Source organism: Mesorhizobium sp. M0243 (genome assembly GCF_040321775.1).
In the GTDB taxonomy this organism is placed as follows: Bacteria; Pseudomonadota; Alphaproteobacteria; order Rhizobiales; family Rhizobiaceae; genus Mesorhizobium.
Genome location: NZ_JAMYSF010000012.1, coordinates 111368 through 131682, shown reverse-complemented (window position 1 = coordinate 131682; position 20315 = coordinate 111368). Strand labels below are relative to the sequence as shown.

The window sequence follows — 20315 nt, the reverse complement described above, 5'->3', positions numbered from 1 at the left end:
CATGGCTGCTCGTGGCAGCTACTGCTTCGATGGAGTTGACTATCCTCCCAATCTGATGTTCAATCAAACGAAATGGAATGATGTTTTGTATCAGAAAAATTGAAGGTCGGTTGCCATGAACGCCCCGCTCAATCATCCGCTGCCACTGCTCGATCTCGATGTTTTGCGCACGTTCGTGGCGATTGCCGAGACCGGCAGCTTCACCACCGCCGCCAATGCCGTGTTCCGCACGCCGTCGGCCGTTTCCATGCAGATCAAGAAGCTCGAGGACATTCTCGGCCGCTCCGTGTTCGCGCGCGACGCTCGCTCGGTGTCGCTGACCACGGACGGCGAGATGCTGCTCGGCTATGCCCGCCGGCTGCTGTCCATTAATCGCGAGGTGGTGTCGAAGTTCATCATTCCCGACATTGTCGGTGTGGTGCGGCTTGGCTCGCCGGACGATTACGGTGAGCGCGTGCTGCCGCATGTGCTGAAGCGTTTCGCGCAGTCGCATCCGTCGATCGCCGTCGACGTCACCATAGACCAGAGCAGCAATCTGCGCCGGCGCATGGACGACCGGGCGCTCGACATCACGCTGTTGACCAATTCCTACAAGACCAGCGCGCTCGGCGCCGAGGTGCTGCTGACCGAGCCGATCGTCTGGGCCGGCGCCAAGGGCGGCTGTGCGCATCTGCGCGAGCCCTTGCCGGTATCGCTGTGGGAAGAGGGCTGCGCCTGGCGTGCCGGGGCGCTCGACGCGCTTGGCCGCGAGGGCCGCAACTACCGCATCGCCTATATGAGCGCGCACACGGCCGGCCAGCGCGCCGCGATCATGTCCGATCTCGCCGTGGCGCCATTGCCGAAGTCGTTCCTCGGCAACGACATGGTCGAACTCTGCCCGAAGGACGGCATGCCCGACATCGGGACCTACAATCTGGCAATGGTGGTGGCGCCGGATGCCAGTGCCCCGGTCAAGGCCGTTGCCGACCACATCCGCGCGACTTTCGAAGTCTTCCGGGAAACCGGCAAGTTCTGACCGGCTGGCAAGGACGATAGTATAGAGCTACTCCGCCGCTTCGGCGGGGCGCTGTTCATGCCTTACTCTCGTATCGTGCACGATCCGGCTCTCCCCGAGAAAGGCGACGATGCGCTCGCGGGCGCGCCGGGCTTCCGGCATGTCGATCAGCGGCCAGACGTGGAACATGCCTTCCTCATAGACAAGATCGATTTCAACGCCGGCTGCGCGGGCTTTTTCGGCGAAGATCAGATTGTCGGGAGTCAAAAGATCGCGCGAGCCGGTCAAAAGCAGCGTTCTTGGCAGCACGGACAAATCTCCATAGACCGGGCTGATGTGCCAATCGCTGGGATCGATGCCGGCACTGTACAGGCGAATTGCCTCTCGTCCGCCAGCTATGCCCAGCCAAGGGTCGTTGCGTTCCGCCTCGAACACTGCGGGATTGGTGAGCGACACGTCGAGACCCGGCGAAATGAGCACATGCCGCGACGGCAGGGGCAGTCCTTCTTCGGCGGCCATCATGGTCAGCACCACAGCCATATTGCCGCCGGCGGAATCGCCCATGAAGACGATGTCTTCGGCTTCCGTCTCGGCGAGCATCTGCCGGTAGACATCGCCAACCATTCCGAACATGGCATGGAAATCGTGTTCGGGAGCGATTGGATAGATCGGCACCGTGATCCCGTAGCCCAGCCGATCCGCCATCTCGGCGATTAGGTGCCAATGATAGGGTGTGATTTCAAAGACATATGCACCACCGTGCAAGTAGAGAATCCGCTTCTGCTCGCCGGTCCTGGGTGCGATTTCGTAGACGGGGAAGCCATCGACCGTATGCATCTCGATGTCGAGACGCTGGTGCAGCGAGGCGGGCGGCCGGTGGTTCTCGGTCTTGCGCGCGGCCGCGATCCAGCGCTGCAGATTTTCCGGACTGGCAAATGCCTGCTTGCGGCTGTGCCGCAGGACAAAAGACACGACATGGCTTTTCAAACTTGGCATGCGGATACGCGAACTTCGGCCAAAGCCGACTAAGAGAACCCCCACTATCTTCGAAGATCGTGCCGTGGCCGAAAATGTCAAGATTCGCGCCGTATCTACACGCTGGTGTGATCCGCGCCGCGATGCTCAGCGGCGCGGCAAAAGTGCGGCACGCAGCCGGTTGCTGGTGGTCGCCGGGGACATGCGTGATCCCCGGCGCATGCCGAGCAATTTGCATTTGTCGGCGAAGGTCATCAGCGCGCGGCGCTCCAGATGGTGTTGATGAGTGCTGCCTTTTCGCTGGATCGCGGCGACACCGGCCAGCCGATGTCCTTCTGAATCTCAGGCGGCAGACTGTTCAACAAGCGCCGCGCCTTGCTGCGGTCGTGAGCATTCTTGATGGCCGTGCCATAGCGGCCGAGGCTTTCGAGCATTGACATCGTTGTCTCCTCTGGAGCGTTGCGACGGCTGAAAGATATCTCCAGCCTGCCATTCGATGCCGGTTGAATGCGCCTGCCATGTATCTGGCGAATTTCACGAAAACAGCGTTTTGGTTTCCGGATCAAGCGATCCGGAAACATTTGCATGCAAATGAGTTTGGAAAGGCGGTGGGCGCGGCCGCTTATTCCCGTCCACGCCTGGCGGCGTGGCCTTCGCGCGAACGCCGTCGCGGAGCAGCGTCGCCGGCAACACCGTCCTCGCTGACCGTCTTGCGCGGCGGCAGTTTCACCGCTGCCGACAGTTTTGGGAACGGATCGACCTTGTTGGGCAGCGCCATGGCGTAGACGAAATGCTCCTGGAATTTCGGTTCCAGCGCCGTCTCGATCTTCTCGATCTTGCTGACCGTGTCCTCGATCTCGCGGCGGTAGCCGCGATTGAGCAGCGCCATGCGGGCGCCGGCACCTGCGGCGTTGCCGACGGCCGAGACCTTGTCGAGGTCGCAATCCGGGATCAGCCCGAGCACCATGGCGTATTTCGGATCGATGAAGGAGCCGAAGGCGCCGGCGAAATGGATGCGGTCGACATGCTCGGTGTTCTGCTTTTCCATCAACAGCTTGGTCCCGGCATAAAGCGCTGCCTTGGCAAGCTGAATGGCGCGCACATCGGTCTGGGTGATGGTGATCTTCGGCCCATCTTCCGTCAATGCGGCGGAGCCTTCCTTCAGCACATAGGAGAAGGTGCGGCCGTTGGCGGTGACGCGCGGCGAACGGGCCGAAAGCCCGCCGTCGATGACGCCGTCCTCGGAAATGATGCCGGCGAGATACATCTCCGCCACCACTTCGATGATGCCGGAACCGCAGATGCCGGTGACGCCGGTTGCCTGGACGCTTTCCAGGAAGCCCGGTTCGTCGGACCACAGTTCCGAGCCGATGACGCGGTATTTCGGCTCCAGCGTGTCTGGGTCGATGCGCACGCGCTCGATCGCGCCCGGTGCGGCGCGCTGGCCGCCGGAGATTTCAGCACCCTCGAAGGCCGGGCCGGTGGGCGAGGAGGCGGCAACCACGCGCGAGCGATTGCCGAGCACGATCTCGGCATTGGTGCCGACGTCGACAATCAGCATCATTTCGTCCTGGCGGTGCGGGCCTTCCGACAGCGTCACCGCCGCCGCGTCCGCGCCGACATGGCCGGCGATGCAAGGCAGCATATAGAGCCTGGCGCCCTGGTTAAGCTTCAGGCCGATGTCGGATGCCTTGATATGCACGGCGCCCGAAACGGCCAGCGCAAAGGGCGCGCCGCCAAGCTCGGTCGGATCGATGCCGAGGAACAGATGGTGCATGATCGGATTGCCGACGAAGACGCTGTCCAGGATGTCGTTGCGCTGGACATTGCCTTCGGCACAGACCTTGTCGACGAGACCCGAGATCGCCTCGCGCACGGCGACCGTCATGCCTTCGCGCCCGTCAGGATTCATCATCACATAGGAGACGCGGCTCATCAGGTCCTCGCCGAAGCGGATCTGCGGGTTCGAGGTGCCCGACGAGGCGGCGACGCGGCCCGATAGCAGCGATACCAGATGCATGGCGATGGTGGTCGAGCCGATGTCGCAAGCCAGCCCATAGGCTTCGTTCTTGAGGCCGGGCCACAGCGCCACGACGCGCGCTGTCTCTGAGTCGGCATCCTTGTAGATGGCGGCGGTCGCGGTCCAGTTGCCCTTGCGCAGGATACCTTGCACCTGCGGCAGCAGATGAAAATCGAAATCGAGGCTTTTCAGGCCCCAGTCGTGCATCAGCGCGATCTTCAGGCGGTCGAGGTCGCCAAGCGGCTTGTGCATGTCGGGCTCTTCGATCTCGACATAGCACATGCGGATCGCCGAATCGCGGGCGATGACCCTGGTGTCGGCATCCTTGCGGATGGTCTGCGCGTTGATCACGGTGTCCTGCGGCACGTCGATGACGAGGTCGCCGAGGATTTGCGCCGAGCAGGAGAGGCGGCGCCGTTCGGGCAGGCCGCGGACGCGCTCATAGCGCTCTTCCTTGGCGCCCTTGGGCGTGATGTGGTCGTTGGAAGAGGTGATCTTGTGCTTGGCGAAATTGCCTTCCTGCACTTCGATCTGGCAGCGCCCGCAGGTGGCGCGTCCGCCGCACACACTTTCGACATAGACACCAAGCTGGCGCGCGGCATCAAGCACCGGTGTGCCGACAGGAAACCGCCCGCGCTTGCCGGACGGCATGAAAAGCACGAGCGGATCGGTGATGTTTGCAGGTGAGTTCACGATTGCGCGCTTATCCTCGGCCCATCCGGGCTTCACGGCCGCCACGGCGGCGGCCGCCATTGCCGGCGCCGTCGCCCGGCGCATTGACCTGCGTCGGGGTGGCGACCGCCTGGCCGCCTTCGGCCGGCTTGTAATCCTTGTAGGTTCTGATCCAGTTGGTGCAGTTCTCGTCGGTGCCGTTCAGCACATTGGCGCCGCGCACGGCTTCCATTTCCTGCGGGCGTACCGGGTTCATGATGGCTGATGTCATGCCGGCGCCGATCACCATCGGGATGAAAGCGGCGTTGATGCCGTGGCGATGCGGCAGGCCGAAGGAGATGTTGGACAGGCCGCAGGTGGTGTTGACCTTGAGCTCCTCGCGCAGGCGACGCAGCAGCGCGAACACCTGGCGGCCGGCGTCGCCGAGCGCGCCGATCGGCATGACCAGCGGGTCGACGACGACGTCATGCGCCGGAATGCCGAAATCGGCGCAACGCTGCACGATCTTCTTGGCGACGGCGAAACGGACATCCGGGTCCATCGAAATGCCGGTCTCGTCGTTGGAGATGGCGACGACAGGCACATTGTACTTCTTCACCAGCGGCAGGATGGCTTCGAGCTTTTCTTCCTCGCCGGTGACGGAGTTGACCAGCGGACGGCCCTTGGCAACTTTGAGTGCGGCTTCGATCGCTGCGGTGACGGAACTGTCGATCGACAGCGGCAGGTCGACCAGCCCTTGCACGATCTCCAGCGTCTGCACCAAGAGGCCGGGTTCGGTCTCGTTCGGGTTAACCGAGGTGACACCGGCGTTGACGTCGAGCATGGTGGCGCCGCACGCTGCCTGCTCCAATGCGTCCCTGATGACGGTCTCGAAATTGCCCGCGATCATCTCGGCGGCCAGCTTCTTGCGGCCGGTCGGGTTGATGCGTTCACCGATCACGCAGAACGGCTGGTCGAAGCCGATGATGATTTCTCGTGTCGCCGAAGCGACGATGGTACGGGTCATGAATTCTCTCCGCCGTGATATAAAGATTTCTTTATATCGTTGTCTGTTTTCGTTCAAGCGAATGGGTGGCCGTCCGCGCTTCGCCTTGAGTTAAAGTATGTCGTTGTCCCAAAACCGGTTCCCACTTTTGGGCGACATACATCAGTGCGCGGTCTTCACCATGTCCACCTGCGTTTCGGTAATGTCGTCGTGCAAGATGCTGTCGAGCCGGTCGGCGACCATCTGGTCGTCGCGACGGATCTCACGTTTCCACGGCTGGCGGCCCCTCAGAACGCCCGATTCATCGACGATCTCGGCGACATATTCCTCCTGCCGGTAGGCCATTACGTGAACGCCGGAAACGCCTGATATTTCCTTCACCTCATTGATGATGTCGATGCAGAGCTGCTTGCCTTCCTTCTTCTGGTCCTGGGCGCCTTCCAGCCGCTTGATGACTGAATCGGGAATATGGATGCCCGGCACGTTCGAGCGGATCCATTTGGCCGTCTTGGCCGAGGCGAGCGGGCCGACGCCAACCAGGATGAAGCATTTTTCGGTGTAACCGAGGTCGCGCACCTTCTGCATGTAAGTGCGGAACATCGGCACGTCGAAGCAATATTGGCTCTGCACGAATTGCGCGCCGGCGGCGATCTTTTTGCCCAGCCGATGCGGGCGGAAATCGATCGGTGGCGCGAACGGATTGATCGCAGCACCGAGGAAAAGCTGCGGCGGCGTCGTCAGCTTGCGGCCGGACAAGAACTTGCCGTTGTCCCGCATGATGCGGCAGGTCTCGAGCAATGACATGCAATCGAGGTCGAACACCGGCTTGGCGCCGGGCTGGTCGCCGGCCTGCACGCCGTCGCCGGTGAGGCACAGCATGTTGGCGACGCCCATCGCGGCACCGCCCAGTACGTCGCCCTGGATGGCGATGCGGTTCTTGTCGCGGCAGGCGATCTGCATGATCGGCGCATAGCCCATGCGGGTCAGAAGTGCGCAGATGCCGACCGAGGACATGTGGCAGTTGGCGCCGGATGCGTCGACGGCGTTGATGGCGTCGACCCAGCCATCGAAGATTTTTGCCCTGTTGTAGACGTCTTCCGGATCGGCGCTGTCAGGCGGATTGAGCTCCGTCGTCACCGCGAACTCGCCGCGCCGAAGCACGCGCTCCAGCCGGCCGCGCGAGGTGTGGCCGGGCAGGGGGTCGAGCGGCAGGTGGATGCCGGCCGGGTTCTCGTCAAGCTGGCGTCCGATCATGCCGATGCCCCGGTGTTTGCCGCCCCATTCTTGGCGGCGGCGGCTGCTTCGCGCGCGGTGGCCGCCTGCGCGGTCACCCGCAGCCAGGCCGAGGTTTCGCGCAACGACTGGTCGACGGGCTTCTGCACGGTCAGGATCCTGTCGCCATGCACCATGTTCTGCGAGCCTTCCCAGGCCTTGACCCAGACGCAGGGCATATCGGGCTCGACCTCGCAATTGCCGTTGGCGCGGACGCCGCCGCAAGGGCCGTTGCGCAGTTGCTTGGGGCAGTTCATCGGGCACGACATGCCGGTCGACGACAAGATGCACTGGCCGCACATGCGACAGTCGAACATGAAGCCCTTGACGCGCTTCTCGACGAATTTGATCGGCCCTTCGACGCGGCCGTAGCCGATGCCTTTCCACAGGGGATGGAGCGTCAGGAACATGTCGGCGAACTTGCCGTAGAACCATTCGAGCAGGCGCGAGTGCCTGATCGACCACAGCCGGACCGCGAAGGAGCGCTGCACGCGCCGCTGCGGCGATACGTCGGCCGGCTTGTAGTCGGATTTCGGCGCTGCCTTCTTGACCAGAGTGGCTTGGGTAACCGGCTGGACAACCCTTTGGCCATCCTTGGCAGGAATGGTTTCAGACATTTTCTTTGCCGCCTGCCTTGACCAGGGCGACCAGCCGCTCGCGGTCGTATTTCGTGTCGATATCGTTGAATGCCTTCTCGACTTCGGCTTCGAGGTCGTCGCCGACCGGAATTGGATCGGCCTTGCGCCATTCGGCCAGATAGTCGTCGGTGCCGCCGGCGCCGGTGCGCATGGCGCACATGTCGATCGCCTCGGTGAAGCGCAGCGGCAGTTCACGCTTGGCGTTCTGCCTGCCCTTCTTGACGATGATCTGGGCAGGGATGTCGCGCCAGTAGACGACGATCAGATCGGCCATGAATTCTCACTCCTCGATCTGCGAGCATTGCCGGAAGCGCAGTGGGGCCGCTTGTTATGGGACGACGCGCGCGCATTCAAAAGCGACGCATTTGGATGTCGTAAAATGAAAGGTGGGTTTATTCGTTTGCGGCGTGTGCTGGCGGCAGGTTCGACGCGCCGGAAGAGCCAGCGTGCGGCATGCGGATACGGGCGAGGAACTCGCTACCAGATGCCGGTTCTGAGGCCGGTCCAGACGTAGAACCAGATCGTCGGATGATACCACAGCTTCGAAGGCAGGCCGGGATTGATCGTCGTGAGTTTTCCAGCCAGTGCATCGCTGACGGCCTCGACGCAGATGTCGCGCGAGAACGCCGTCTGGCGTAGCGCGTGACTTGAGATGGTGTCGCCTTTTTTCGATCTGCCGCGCGCCTGCTTCAGCACGCCACCAGTGTCGACGCCAGCGTCGACGAGGTGGACAGTCGTGCCGAAATTCTGCGCATCGCCTGATACCAGAGCCCAATAGCCGCCATTCATGCCGCGATATTTCGGCGTGATGCCCGCATGGTAGTTGAGCACCGGGCAGGGCATTTTGCTCAGCATCTCAGCCGAGATTAGTCGGCAACCGTTGAGCAGCACAACGCCTGGCCGGATCTTCTGGATCGCCTGCAGGCACTCAAGCCCATTGGCCGAGGCTACTTGGATGATCTCCTGGCCTGGTCGCGGCTCAACCTCCAGCTTCTCCTCGGCAATCAATCGCGCGCTATGGCCGGCCAGGAATCGCTTGCCCAACCTGCTCAGCACCATCGTGCCAAGCTGGCCCATGGCGGAGATCCAGCCCTGGCGGCGAGCCCGGCCACGCAGCAATTGCTTTTTGGATTCAGGTGTTTCGAGGACAACGCTGACAGGACCGACGCGATCGGCGATTGCATTGATCATAGCCCAGACATGCTGGCCGCCGCCGGTGACGACCAAGATCGGACGCGTACTGGATTCTGATGCTGCCATGGATCTTGCCCCCTCCAAGCAACCCGTTCTCGACAATGGGCGGATGCTAGGGCGTCCGGGTTAATCCTTGGTGATCAGCTCTTCGATGCCCGGTCAGCGCTTGAATTCGATGATATCGAGCTTCGATTCATAGTAGGGCGCCGGGAATTCGATGCGCCATTCCTTGGCGCTGTTACGGAAGGCATAGCCGACCTGGTCGGTTTGCGGGCCGCTGCCATAGGGCTTTGCCGGATCGTCGTTGACATAGAAGGAGCCGAGATAGATCGCGCGTTTCTCGCCATCGTCGAAGAAACGGCCCTTGGTGCGTTGCGAGCCGCTGATCTTTTCCAGCCGCCAGCCGGAACCGTCATCAGTCACCTTGCATTTGAACCAGCCATAGATGACGAGCGGCAGAGATCCGCCGGCCTTGATGGTGCGGCACCGCCAGCTGCCGGTCAGGTCCTTGTCGGAGAAGGCCACCAGCGGTTTTGCCAGCAAGGCGTCGAGTTGCTTGACCTCGGCGGGGTCGCCCGCTTTCGCCTCGGCGAGTGCCACCTTGCGGGTCTCGCCATATTTGTCGAGCCGTGCCTTGTCGGCTGGGGTGATGAGTTTCTGTATCTCGCCATCGGCATGAGCGGGCAGGGCGAAACAGAGGAGACCGAGTGCGGCTATCAAGAGGCGAGGTGTCATCGGTGCGTTTCCACGTTCGAATGGCTGGAGGGCCTGTTGCCTTGTGGCGCACAACTTACCCGTTCTCGATGGCCTGTCATCCAGGGTTGGAGCATAGCGGGTCAAGAATTGCTTCAGGCGTGTGCAGCCGCCTGCGCCATTCCGACCGTCAGGTCGCCATAGCCAGTGGCGCGGCGTTCATAAACGAGACCGAGCATTTTGGCGGCCTTTTCGGCGACCTTGTCGAGTTCCGGATCATTGGTCTGGGCCAGATAGATCAGCTTCTCGTAGTTGCCGAAATAGTCCTTGATCAGTTCCGGGTGCTTGTCGAGGCCGAGCGGCTTCATGAAGAAGGCGTCGAACTGCCGGCAGAGGAAGTCGGTCATGTAGAACGACATCATGTCGTCGTCTGCGACCTTCGCGTAGGCCTCCATGCCCTGGTAGAAGGCGAAGCAATGCGGGCCGGCCATGCGCTCGACGCCATGCTTCTCGCAGACCCTGTCGAGCAGGCCGCCGGTGCCGCAATCGGCATAGCCGACGAAGATGTTGCTGTAGCCTTCGGCCTTGGCCTTTTCGATTGCCTTGTCCATGGCCGGAGCGATGCGGTCCGGGTAGAAATGGAATTCCGCCGGCAGGCAGGTCAGGTCGAGGTGATCCAGTCCGAGCTGTTCCTTGACGGCCAGAATTTCGCGCGCAATCATCCCACAGGCGATAACGAGCAGCCTGTCGTCTTGATTCGGTTTCGTTTTTTGCGTCTTGGCCATGGAACCCGTCGAGCCGGCCTTCGTTGCTGTAGCGCTAATTTATCTATTGAGGGAGACACCGTCCATGAAACTGCTACGCATCACGCCAATTGCCATCTTGACCTGCGCCCTGGCCCTCACGGCTTGTGCGAACACCGTCCGAGGCGTCGGCAAGGACGTCAAATCAACCGCCAATGCGGTCGAGGACACCGTCAACAATCCCTGATCCGCACCCGGCCTTTCTTCATCTGGGAACAAAAAAGCCGCGCTGCAAGGCGCGGCTTTTCCTGTTCTCCGGCCGAATTGGCCAATCAGGCCGAAGCGCGCACATTGTGCTTGCGCTTCATGTAGTCCTTGGCGGTCTCGACCGCCACCGCCGCGTCTCGGCAATAGGCATCGGCGCCGACGGCCTTGCCGAATTCCTCGTTCAGCGGCGCGCCGCCGACCAGCACGACATAGTCGTCGCGGATGCCCTTTTCCTTCATCGTGTCGATGACGACCTTCATATAGGGCATGGTCGTGGTCAGCAGGGCCGACATGCCGATGATGTCGGGCTGGTGCTGTTCGATCGCATCGAGATATTTCTCGACCGCATTGTTGATGCCGAGATCGATGACGTCGAAGCCAGCACCTTCCATCATCATGCCGACGAGGTTCTTGCCGATGTCGTGGATGTCGCCCTTGACGGTGCCGATGACCATCTTGCCCTGCTTCGGCGCGCCGGTGGCGGCGAGCAGCGGACGCAGGATGAACATGCCGGCCTTCATCGCATTGGCCGACAACAGCACTTCGGGCACGAACAGGATGCCGTCGCGAAAATCCTCGCCGACGATGCGCATGCCTTCGACCAGCGCCTCGGTCAGCACCTTGTAGGGCACCCAGCCGCGCTCGAGCAGGATGTTGGTGCCTTCCTCGATCTCTTCCTTCAGCCCGTCATAGAGATCGTCGTGCATCTGCTGCACCAACTCGTCGTCGGAAAGTTCGGAAAGGATGATCTCGTCGTCGGCCATTTGTATCGAGCTCCTGCCGGCATCGCGACGTGCGTCGCAAGGCACAAAATATTCGCGTTCATACCTAACCCGCTGGGGGCAGGTATCCATAGCTGATTTGCGACTTCCCGCAAAAGGAAAGCGACCGTAACTCTCTTGGAATTCTTGTCGATTTTGCGACAGGCGTTGGCGCTGGCGGGCCGTTTCGAATAGGGTGCATGGCTACGATCTGGCAAGAAGCGGCGAGATGCAGCCGCTATGGATTCCAGACAAGAACAGATTCGGGGAAGAACCACCATGAGCGAACACGCGGCAGTCGATCAGGAAGCGTCAAACGCGCGACGTGGGCGTGGCGCCAGTGGCGGGGCTGCAGCCCGGCGGGCAGCACGTTCGGGCGGTGGCCCGGGTACGCAGCTCACCTACATCAAGCGCAAGATCAACGTTTACGAGGTGCTGGACGAGGAAGGCCTGGCGCTGATCGAGAAGAACACCGACACGGTGCTCGAGGAGATCGGCATCATCTTCCGTGATGACGCGGAAGCGCTGCAACTGTGGAAAGAGGCCGGCGCCGACGTCAAGGGCGAGCGCGTGCACTTTCCGAAGGGGCTGTGCCGTTCGCTGCTCAAGACCGCGCCGTCCGTCTACACCCAGCATGCGCGCAATTCCGAGCGTTCGGTGCAGATCGGCGGCAATGCCACCGTCTTTGCGCCGGTCTACGGTCCGCCCTTCGTGCGTGACCTCGATGGCGTCAGGCGTTATGCGACGATCGAGGATTTCCAGAATTTCGTGAAGCTCGCCTATATGGCGCCGTCGATCCACCATTCGGGCGGCACGGTGTGTGAGCCCGTCGACGTGCCGGTCAACAAGCGCCACCTCGACATGATCTACAGCCACATCAAATATTCCGACAAGCCGTTCATGGGCTCGGTGACCGCGCCGGAACGCGCCGAAGACACCGTCGCCATGGCCAAGATCGTCTTCGGCGACGATTTCGTCGAGAACAACACGGTGCTGACCAGCCTGATCAACGCCAACTCGCCGATGGTGTTCGACGAGACCATGCTCGGCGCGCTGAAAGTCTATGCGCGCCACAACCAGGCCTGCATCGTCACGCCGTTCATCCTTGCGGGCGCGATGAGCCCGGTGACGGTGGCCGGCACGCTAACGCAGGTCCTGGCCGAAGTGCTGGCCGGCGCCTCGTTCACGCAGTTGATCCGTCCCGGCGCGCCGGTGCTGTTCGGCACCTTCGCCTCGTCGATTTCGATGCAGTCGGGAGCGCCGACCTTCGGCACGCCGGAGCCGTCGCTGGTGTCTTATGGCGCCGCACAGCTGGCGCGTCGGCTGGGCCTGCCGTTCCGCACCGGCGGCTCGCTCTGCGCGTCCAAGGTTCCGGATGCTCAGGCGGCCTATGAAAGCGCCAACACGCTGAACTCGACCATCCTGGCCGGCACCAACTTCGTGCTGCACTCTGCCGGCTGGCTCGAGGGCGGGCTCGCGTCCTGTTATGAGAAGTTCATGATGGACATCGATCAGCTCGGCATGACGCAGAAGTTTTCCGAGGGCGTCGACCTGTCGGAAAACGGCCAGGCGATGGACGCCATCCGCCAGGTCGGCCCGGGCAGCCACTATCTCGGCTGCGACCACACCCAGGCCAATTTCCAGACCGCCTTCTACCGCTCCAACATCGCCGACAACAATTCCTACGAGCAGTGGCTGGCCGAAGGCGAGAAGACCGCGCCGCAGCGTGCCAACGAACTTGCCCGCCGCTGGCTGGAAAGCTACGAGGCGCCGTATCTCGATCCGAGCATCGACGAAGCGTTGCAGGACTTCATCGCCAAGAAGAAGGGGTCGATGCCCGACGCCTTCACTTGAAAGGAGCCCGAGTCAGGCGGGGCTAAAGTCGCCAACATCATCCACAAGGAAGTCTGGCGGAGCGCGTTCTCCGATCCGGTCAAGAAGGAATGATTGCCGCGGGGCGCCGGGTTGAGGACATCGCGACCGTGCTTTCGGCCCATGGCCTCATCCTGCGCGGCGGCTTCAAGTGCGGAGCGAGCGAAACCCCGTTTGCCGACCTCTCAGGTGCTCCCGTCAAATCCGTCCTGCTGGTCGGGCAGGCGGGTGCAGCGCCTTGGCCGCATTTCCTGCGCTGGATCGACAAGCAATCGCAGACCATCGCCAATCCGCTCGACACGTGGTCGCGCGAAGTGATCGGAGCCGTGGCCGAGGCATTCGGGGCGCGAGCCGTTTCCCCTTCCGACAGACCTTATCTGCCGTTTCAGCAATGGGCGATGCGGGCGGAGGGACTGAAGCCGTCGCCGCTCGGCATCCTCATGCATCCGCAATACGGGCTATGGCATGCCTATCGCGGTGCGCTGCTGTTCGAGGACGAGCTTCCGATTCAAGCCGGCGAAACGGCGCCTCACCTTTGCGATAGCTGCGTCGAGAAACCTTGCCTGAAATCTTGTCCGGCCGACGCCTATTCCGCGCAAGGATTTGCTTATCAATCCTGCCTGACGCATGTGCGTGGAGCCGGCGGCTCGCCTTGCCGCAGCGGCGGCTGCCTTGATCGCAATGCGTGCCCCTATGGCACGGAGTATCGCTATCCGCCGGAGGTTCAGGCCTTCCACATGGCGAGCTTCGCACGAGCCACCAACTGATCCATTCCCATTGCGTGGTGCTCTTCGCTTCAAGCATCTTGACGGCAGTTAGAAGCAAGCCTATTCATCAAGTCATCTGATGACTTGATGAATAGGCCGATGCAACCTGCTCTCCGAACCAATCTCACCGACAGCGCCACCGAGAGCCTGCGGGCTGAAATCGTCAGCGGCCGCTGGGGTGTCGGCGAGCGTATCCCCAACGAGGCAGCTCTGACCGACCTTCTGTCAGTCAGTCGGGGCACCGTCCGCGAGGCGGTGCGGGTGCTGGTCTCGCAGGGGTTGCTGAATACGCGCCAGGGCTCGGGCACCTATGTGCGCTCCGCCGTCGATACTTCTGCCGCGCTTGACCGGATCAAACGCAGCGGCTTGCGCGATCAGTGGGAGGCGCGGGCGGCGCTTGACCTCGAGGCCGCGAGGCTCGCCGCCTTGCGTCACACGCCAGCCGACCTCGAGCGGATGCGGCAATTGCTTGCCGAACGCGGCACCGTCGCCGACGGCGGAAGCGATGCCTTCATCCGGCGCGATCTCGCTTTCCACAAATCCGTCGTCGCGGCGTCCGGCAACAGCGCGATGATGGAGCTCTATGACTTCTTCACCGCCGCCATCACCGAGACCATCCATGCCACCATCGACGGCGATCTGCCCGAACCGGACCACCAGGCGCATGCGGCAATCGTCGACGCCATTGCCGCGAGCGATCCCGAGCGCGCCGTTGCCGCCGTCCGAGCCTTCATGGCGCCGGTGCTTGCCCAACTTGAAAGACTGCTTTCGCAATGAACCAGAGTTTTCGTCAGCCTGATCCGAAGGCCGAGGTCGAGGGTCTGGAACTCATCGATGCCGAGGCCGACAGCCTGCCCATGCCGCAGCCGCCTGAACTGCGCAGCCGTGCGGCGCGCATCGTGCTTGGCGCAAGCCTTGTGCTGATCGCCTTCAGCCTGCGGCCGCTGTTTTCCAGCCTTTCGGTGCTGTTGCCCGAGGTGATGCAGGCAACCGGGCTTTCGACGACCGGCGCCAGCCTGCTGACGACGCTTCCCGTTTTGTGCCTGGGTCTGTTTGCGCCCTTTGCACCAAAACTCGCCCAACGCTATGGGGCTGAACGCACACTGCTCGGCGCACTCGCATTGCTGGTGCTGGGAACCGGTCTGCGCTGGTTCGAATCAGTCCCCTTGCTGTTTGTCGCGACCTTCCTTGCCGGCGGCGCCATTGCCATCGGCAATGTGCTGCTGCCGGGCCTGGTGAAACGCGATTTTGCCGACAGGGCCGCCGTCATGACGGGGCTCTACACCATGGCTCTTTGCGCTGGTTCGGCCGCTGCCGCCGGCTTCACGCTGCCGATCGAGCATTTTGTCACCGGTTCATGGTCCGGGGCACTCGCTGCCTGGGCGGTGCCTACATTGGTCGTCCTTTTGATCTGGATTCCGCAGGCGCTGGGCAGCCGTCGGCAGGTCAGTCATCGCGGCTTTCACGTCGTCGGGCTTTGGCGCGATCGCCTGGCTTGGCAGGTGACGCTGTTCATGGGGCTGCAGTCGGCGCTTGCCTATTGCATCTTCGGCTGGCTGGCGCCGATCCTGCGCGAGCGCGGCTTTGACGCGGCCACCGCCGGCGCGATGGTTTCGGTGTCGGTGATGGCGCAGGTCATCACGTGCCTCGCCGTGCCATCCTTTGCGGTGCGGCTGAAGGACCAGCGCGGCATCAATGTGGCGCTCGTTGCCATAGCGGTGATCGCGCTGCTCGGCATTCTCTTTGCGCCGACCTCGACGGTGCTGTTCTGGGCGGTCCTGCAAGGCATTGGGCAGGGGGGCCTTATCGCGGCTGCCATGAGCTTGATCGTGCTGCGTTCGCCGGATTCGCATGTCGCCGCGCATCTTTCAGGCATGGCGCAAGGCGTCGGCTATGTACTGGCGGCATTCGGCCCGCTGCTGGTGGGCCTGATCCGCGATTGGACCGGCAGTTTTTCGGGGACGGCGTTCCTGTTCGTCGCGCTCGGGCTTGGCGTAGCCATCATGGGGCTCGGTGCCGGCCGGGCGCTGCATGTCGGCGCCCGGACCGTGCGAGAAGGCGAGCAATAGCGTCACGCAATCCTGCACGAAATGTTGACTGCCGGGTTCAGGGAACGCCTTGCCGTATAGGCTTGCGCGGCTATGTATCGCGCATCAGTCGAACGGAGCGGGCGATGACGAAACACGACCTTCAGATCAAGACCAGGGATGGTGTTGCCAATGCCGGGCTTTTCCGCTCGGCAAACGCATCTCCTGCCAAGGCCGGCGTCATTCTCTATCAGGACGCCTTCGGTCCGCGGCCGGCACTCGACAGTATGGCCGAGCGGCTGGCGAATGAAGGCTATGCGGTGCTGGTGCCCGACCTGTTCTACCGCAATGCGCCCTACGGGCCGTTCGACGCCAAGACCGCCTTCGCCGAGGAAAAGACCAAAATCCCGCTGATGGCGCTGGTCACCGGCACGACACAGGACATGACCATCAGCGACAGCGATGCGTTCCTCGATGCGCTTGCTGCCGAGGGCATTACCGGGCCGATCGGCACCGTCGGCTATTGCATGGGCGGCGGTCGATCATTGAATGCGGCTGCAACCTATCCCGAACGGATAAAAGCGGCCGCAAGCTTCCATGGCGGCAATCTGGCCAGCGACGCCGCCGACAGCCCGCATCGCAAGGCAGCCTCCATCAGGGGGCGCGTCTATGTCGGCACATCCGGCGTCGACAGGAGTTTCCCGCCGGAACAGTCGGCGCGGCTGGCCGAAGCGCTGCGGGTCGCTGAAGTCGATCATGTCATCGAGAACTATGCCGGGATGGCGCATGGCTGGTGCGTACCCGATCATAGCGTTTTCAATGCCGCCGGCGCCGAACGCCACTGGAAGCGGCTGACGACGTTGTTCGCCGAGACGCTGATCTAAGGTCAGCGGTCGACCCTGAGCAGGACGCTACGCGTCTTTGAACCAGAACGGCAGCCCATGCGGCAAAGAGTGAGCGATGCTTGCCCTTTCGACGGCGGCAGATGATCGTTCACCTTGCCGCCGCCGGATCGGGCTGCGCCTAGGCGTTTGCCTTGCGATAGGCTGCGACGACAAGCCAAATTGCGGAAAGCAGAAAGTAAAACGCGCCGAACCCGGCATAAGGGGCGATGTCCAGAATCGTCGGCGCAGCCGTGCCGAGGGATCGGCTGATCATGAAGCCGCCGGCGAGGGCCGATTGCACGCCACTGAGGATCATCGGCCACTGCGCGCCTTGGTAGCGCCAACGCCTTGCTCCCGTGTTGAGCTGCAGCAGACCCGACAGGATCGCCCAAACCCCAAACACGGCCAGAACGGCATACATGCTGTTGCTGACCGCCACGATGACGGCGAGCGCCGTTATCGTGCTGACCACGACATTCAATGCCTGGGACGAGTTGGCTTTCAGGCCGCCATTTACCCTGGCGTCAACCAGATTGGCGAGCGCGTCCCATGCGGGGTAGATCACGAGCAGAAGCGCGGTGGGACCGGGTTGCCCGTTGAATAGGATGGCGGCAGCAACCCAGGCGATAGAAAATATGGCGCGTGCGAAATAATAGGATCGTAGCCATCCGGACTGGATGAAAGATTGGTTTTGCATCGGCAGATTCCTTATTGCTATCTACCTATTAGTAGGTAGCCAAAACCTCTAAGTCAACCCGATGTCCGGACACCTCCCTGTGAGAATCGGGAACGATGCATAACCTTGACAGTTCGCCTACCAGAAGGTAGGCAGCGATATGAAATCAATGGCTTCGACCTCAGAAAAGATTCTCGATGTCGCGCAATCCCTCATCGTCGCGGGAGGCTACAACGGGTTCAGCTATGCTGATATCTCGGCTGCCATCGGCATCCGGAAGGCGAGCATCCACCATCACTTTCCGACGAAGGCCGAGCTGGTTTCGGTGCTGGTGGATCGTTACAGGCGGCAGGCCGAAGCGGGCTTGGAATCTCTCCGAGGAGAACTCTCAAGCCCTGCTGAACAACTTCAGTCCTATCTGAACTATTGGCGGACATGCATTCGCGATGCCTCGCCGTCCTTCTGCGTCTGCGCGATGCTCGCCGGCGAGATGCAGATGCTGCCGGAAGAGGTCGCATCACGCGTTCGTGCCCATTTCCAAAATCTCGCGGGATGGCTTACGTCGGTGCTGCGGGCTGGAATGGAGCAGGACTTGTTCCGCTTGAACAACCGGCCGGAGGAGGAGGCCCAGATGCTGATGGCATCGGTTCATGGGGCAATGCTGTCCGCGAGGGCTTTCAGTGATCCCGGGCTGTTCACCACAATCGTCACCCTCCAGATCACCAGGCTGCTGGGACGGAATTGCTAGAAAACTATCGGGCCAAAGTGGTACCAGGCAGCGCAAGTGGCGCGGCCCCATGTGAGTGGGTCGAGCGGGAACGAATAGCCTGATGCAATCCTATGATGTCGTGATCATCGGCGCGGGTGCCGCTGGAATGATGTGCGCCGTGGAGGCGGCCAAGCGCGGCCGTTCGGTGCTGATCCTCGATCATGCGGCAATGCCTGGCGAAAAGATCCGCATCTCCGGCGGCGGCCGGTGCAATTTCACCAACATCCATGCCAGCCCGAAGAATTTTCTGTCGGGCAATCCGCATTTCTGCATTTCGGCGCTCAGCCGCTACACGCAGCGCGATTTCATCGCCCTCGTCGAACGCCACCGCATTGCCTATCACGAGAAGACACTTGGGCAGCTGTTCTGCGATGGCTCCGCACGCCAGATCATCGACATGCTGGTCTCGGAAATGCAGGGCAGGGGCGTGGAGCTGGCGCTCTCGGCCAGCGTTGAGGATGTCCGCAAAACCGTGGAGGGGTTTGCGCTCACCCTCTCCACAGGCTTGGTCACTTGCCAGTCGCTGGTCGTGGCCTGCGGCGGCAAGTCGATCCCCAAGATGGGGGCGACCGGCTTCGGCTATGAGCTTGCCGAGCGGTTCGGCCTTGCTGTTGTCGAAACGCGGCCGGCGCTGGTTCCGCTGACCTTCGACGCAAACACGCTCGAACGGCTGGCGCCGCTGGCCGGCAACGCCGTCGACGCGGAAGTCGCCTGCGGCAAGACGCGGTTTTCCGAAGCGATGCTGTTTACGCATCGCGGCGTCAGCGGACCGTCCATCCTGCAGATCTCTTCCTATTGGCGCGAGGGCGATGAAATCCGCATCGCCATGCTGCCGGGAGTTGACGTGGCGGACCTCATTCGGGTGGCCAAGCGAAGCAATGGGCGGCAAGCGGTACAGACGGTGCTGGCAAATCATCTGCCGAAGCGGCTTGCGCAGTCGATCGCCGAGCGCACCGGGATCGACGGCAACCTTGCCGATCTTTCCTACGCCCAGATGAAAACCATAACTGCCGCAGTCAATGACTGGCGCATCAAGCCTGCCGGCTCGGAGGGCTACCGCACCGCCGAAGTGACGCTGGGCGGAGTCGACACCAACGGGCTGGACCAGAAGACGATGCAGGCGAAATCCGTGCCGGGCCTGTTTTTCATCGGCGAAGTCGTCGATGTCACGGGTTGGCTGGGCGGCTATAATTTCCAGTGGGCATGGTCATCGGGCTGGGCGGCGGGGCAGGCGGCCTAGACTTACGTCCGTGGCTTCGTCCCAGCAGTCGCCTTCTTCTTCTTTTTGGCCTGGTTGTAATCGATCGCTGCGCGGACGAGGTCTTTCAAAGCACGCTCATCGAGCCTATCGCCCTCAAGGATATCGATTGCCCGCCACACCTTGCCGCCGAAACCGTTGTTGAACAGCTTGTCGGGGTCCGGCAGGCTGGCGCCATGGGAAAAGGTCAGCTTCACCTTGTCCTTGTGGGCGTTGCCGACCACGATGTTGCCGTCGAGACACCATACCGGGCTGCCCATCCACTTCCACTCCTCTACGATGTCCGGGTCGGCTGCAAGGATGGTCTTGCGGATGCGGGCGAGCGTCTCGCCGCGCCAGTCCGAGAGGCCGGCGATCAATTGGTCGATTTGTTGCGAGGGGGTCATTGGGTGCCTTCCTGTGCCTCGATACGTTCAACCGCTGCCTGTCACCAGCGCGTCAGTTGGGTGATCTGAACGAGATTGCCGCAGCTGTCGTTCATCTGGACGATGGTCGAACCGGTCACTTCGGTCGGCGGCATGGTGAACGCGCCGCCCTTCGCCTTGATGCGCTCGTAGTCGCCCTTGACGTCGTCGGTGAAGAACATGATCGCGGGCTGACCCTGCTTGAAAATGGCTTCTTGATAGGCCTTGGCGGCCGGGTTGTCGTTGAGCGCGAGCTGCAGTTCGGTCCCATCAGGCTCTTCGGCCGAGGCCACGGTCAGCCAGCGATAAGGCCCATTGCTGAAATCGGCCTTTTTGGTGAAGCCCAGCACGTCGGTGTAGAAGCGCAGTGCGTTTTCCTGGTTGTCCACATACACGCTGGTCAGCTTGATCTTCATCGCTCATTTTCCTCTGTCATAGTCGGTC

The 20315-nt window shown here is 62.1% G+C and carries 23 protein-coding genes; 9 read left to right on the top strand and 14 right to left on the bottom strand.

Going from position 1 to position 20315, the window contains the following annotated elements; all coding sequences use genetic code 11:
• Positions 1 to 115 precede the first annotated feature (115 nt).
• Positions 116 to 1015 (top strand): LysR substrate-binding domain-containing protein, encoded by a 900-nt coding sequence (locus NKJ11_RS17770; RefSeq protein ID WP_127291815.1) that lies wholly within the window; start codon positions 116 to 118, stop codon positions 1013 to 1015.
• A gap of 27 nt (positions 1016 to 1042) precedes the next feature.
• On the opposite strand, the gene NKJ11_RS17765 is transcribed toward NKJ11_RS17770, so the two are convergent.
• The 10 genes from NKJ11_RS17765 to NKJ11_RS17720 all read right to left on the bottom strand — a co-directional run bounded on the left by NKJ11_RS17765 (position 1043) and on the right by NKJ11_RS17720 (position 10228).
• Positions 1043 to 1990 (bottom strand): alpha/beta hydrolase, encoded by a 948-nt coding sequence (locus tag NKJ11_RS17765; protein WP_128304386.1) that lies wholly within the window; start codon positions 1988 to 1990, stop codon positions 1043 to 1045.
• A 233-nt stretch (positions 1991 to 2223) separates the two neighbouring features.
• Complete coding sequence (locus NKJ11_RS17760) at positions 2224 to 2403, bottom strand: hypothetical protein (RefSeq protein ID WP_348629751.1); 180 nt, start codon at positions 2401 to 2403, stop codon at positions 2224 to 2226.
• A gap of 188 nt (positions 2404 to 2591) precedes the next feature.
• On the bottom strand, positions 2592 to 4742 hold the full coding sequence (locus tag NKJ11_RS17755; RefSeq protein ID WP_128304385.1) for an ASKHA domain-containing protein: 2151 nt from the start codon (positions 4740 to 4742) through the stop codon (positions 2592 to 2594).
• Positions 4693 to 5667 carry a methyltetrahydrofolate cobalamin methyltransferase gene (locus tag NKJ11_RS17750; RefSeq protein ID WP_128304384.1) on the bottom strand — a complete coding sequence of 325 codons (975 nt, stop codon included), beginning with the start codon at positions 5665 to 5667 and terminating at the stop codon, positions 4693 to 4695. The genes NKJ11_RS17755 and NKJ11_RS17750 overlap by 50 nt, the downstream gene beginning before the upstream one ends.
• A gap of 141 nt (positions 5668 to 5808) precedes the next feature.
• Positions 5809 to 6900, bottom strand: coding sequence for a methylenetetrahydrofolate reductase (locus NKJ11_RS17745; protein WP_352793856.1), 1092 nt, complete (start codon positions 6898 to 6900; stop codon positions 5809 to 5811).
• On the bottom strand, positions 6897 to 7535 hold the full coding sequence (locus tag NKJ11_RS17740; RefSeq protein ID WP_352439865.1) for a methylenetetrahydrofolate reductase C-terminal domain-containing protein: 639 nt from the start codon (positions 7533 to 7535) through the stop codon (positions 6897 to 6899). Before NKJ11_RS17740 ends, NKJ11_RS17745 begins: the two co-directional genes overlap by 4 nt.
• The gene (locus tag NKJ11_RS17735) at positions 7528 to 7830 is read right to left on the bottom strand and encodes a virulence factor (protein WP_027034742.1); all 303 of its coding nucleotides are present in this window, start codon (positions 7828 to 7830) and stop codon (positions 7528 to 7530) included. The genes NKJ11_RS17740 and NKJ11_RS17735 overlap by 8 nt, the downstream gene beginning before the upstream one ends.
• Positions 7831 to 8033: 203 nt before the next feature.
• On the bottom strand, positions 8034 to 8816 hold the full coding sequence (locus tag NKJ11_RS17730) for a formyl transferase (protein ID WP_352439866.1): 783 nt from the start codon (positions 8814 to 8816) through the stop codon (positions 8034 to 8036).
• 93 nt (positions 8817 to 8909) lie between these two features.
• Entirely contained in the window at positions 8910 to 9485 is a 576-nt protein-coding gene (locus NKJ11_RS17725) for a DUF4893 domain-containing protein (RefSeq protein ID WP_352439867.1), read from the bottom strand.
• A 113-nt stretch (positions 9486 to 9598) separates the two neighbouring features.
• Positions 9599 to 10228 carry a DUF1638 domain-containing protein gene (locus tag NKJ11_RS17720; RefSeq protein WP_352439868.1) on the bottom strand — a complete coding sequence of 210 codons (630 nt, stop codon included), beginning with the start codon at positions 10226 to 10228 and terminating at the stop codon, positions 9599 to 9601.
• Between the two features lie 64 nt (positions 10229 to 10292).
• On the opposite strand from NKJ11_RS17720, the gene NKJ11_RS17715 reads away from it, so the two are divergent.
• Positions 10293 to 10433, top strand: coding sequence for an entericidin A/B family lipoprotein (locus tag NKJ11_RS17715; protein WP_023812312.1), 141 nt, complete (start codon positions 10293 to 10295; stop codon positions 10431 to 10433).
• 85 nt (positions 10434 to 10518) lie between these two features.
• Here NKJ11_RS17715 and NKJ11_RS17710 read toward each other — a convergent pair whose 3' ends face one another.
• Positions 10519 to 11217, bottom strand: a complete 699-nt coding sequence (locus NKJ11_RS17710) for a cobalamin B12-binding domain-containing protein (protein WP_023812311.1) — start codon at positions 11215 to 11217, stop codon at positions 10519 to 10521.
• Between the two features lie 276 nt (positions 11218 to 11493).
• On the opposite strand from NKJ11_RS17710, the gene NKJ11_RS17705 reads away from it, so the two are divergent.
• From NKJ11_RS17705 to NKJ11_RS17685, 5 genes are all read left to right on the top strand, one after another.
• A complete protein-coding gene (locus tag NKJ11_RS17705) occupies positions 11494 to 13068 on the top strand; it encodes a trimethylamine methyltransferase family protein (protein ID WP_023812310.1) in 1575 nt (524 codons plus the stop codon).
• A gap of 89 nt (positions 13069 to 13157) precedes the next feature.
• On the top strand, positions 13158 to 13853 hold the full coding sequence (locus NKJ11_RS17700) for a hypothetical protein (protein WP_352552483.1): 696 nt from the start codon (positions 13158 to 13160) through the stop codon (positions 13851 to 13853).
• A gap of 99 nt (positions 13854 to 13952) precedes the next feature.
• On the top strand, positions 13953 to 14630 hold the full coding sequence (locus NKJ11_RS17695; RefSeq protein ID WP_352793855.1) for a FadR/GntR family transcriptional regulator: 678 nt from the start codon (positions 13953 to 13955) through the stop codon (positions 14628 to 14630).
• The gene (locus NKJ11_RS17690; protein WP_352793854.1) at positions 14627 to 15922 is read left to right on the top strand and encodes a CynX/NimT family MFS transporter; all 1296 of its coding nucleotides are present in this window, start codon (positions 14627 to 14629) and stop codon (positions 15920 to 15922) included. The genes NKJ11_RS17695 and NKJ11_RS17690 overlap by 4 nt, the downstream gene beginning before the upstream one ends.
• Positions 15923 to 16026: 104 nt before the next feature.
• Positions 16027 to 16764: a dienelactone hydrolase family protein gene (locus tag NKJ11_RS17685; protein ID WP_352793853.1), complete on the top strand. Its 738-nt coding sequence runs from the start codon at positions 16027 to 16029 to the stop codon at positions 16762 to 16764.
• A 139-nt stretch (positions 16765 to 16903) separates the two neighbouring features.
• On the opposite strand, the gene NKJ11_RS17680 is transcribed toward NKJ11_RS17685, so the two are convergent.
• Complete coding sequence (locus tag NKJ11_RS17680) at positions 16904 to 17461, bottom strand: DUF308 domain-containing protein (RefSeq protein WP_352609534.1); 558 nt, start codon at positions 17459 to 17461, stop codon at positions 16904 to 16906.
• 139 nt (positions 17462 to 17600) lie between these two features.
• Here NKJ11_RS17680 and NKJ11_RS17675 point away from each other — a divergent pair, with 139 nt between their 5' ends.
• Together NKJ11_RS17675 and NKJ11_RS17670 are read left to right on the top strand one after the other, a co-directional pair.
• Positions 17601 to 18188, top strand: a complete 588-nt coding sequence (locus NKJ11_RS17675) for a TetR/AcrR family transcriptional regulator (RefSeq protein WP_352609536.1) — start codon at positions 17601 to 17603, stop codon at positions 18186 to 18188.
• A gap of 82 nt (positions 18189 to 18270) precedes the next feature.
• Positions 18271 to 19449, top strand: coding sequence for a BaiN/RdsA family NAD(P)/FAD-dependent oxidoreductase (locus NKJ11_RS17670; RefSeq protein WP_352609538.1), 1179 nt, complete (start codon positions 18271 to 18273; stop codon positions 19447 to 19449).
• A gap of 2 nt (positions 19450 to 19451) precedes the next feature.
• Here the strand turns inward: NKJ11_RS17670 and NKJ11_RS17665 are convergent, their stop codons facing one another.
• Complete coding sequence (locus tag NKJ11_RS17665) at positions 19452 to 19853, bottom strand: DUF1801 domain-containing protein (protein ID WP_128303955.1); 402 nt, start codon at positions 19851 to 19853, stop codon at positions 19452 to 19454.
• Positions 19854 to 19894: 41 nt separating this feature from the next.
• Positions 19895 to 20287, bottom strand: coding sequence for a VOC family protein (locus NKJ11_RS17660; protein ID WP_128303956.1), 393 nt, complete (start codon positions 20285 to 20287; stop codon positions 19895 to 19897).
• Positions 20288 to 20315 lie beyond the last annotated feature (28 nt).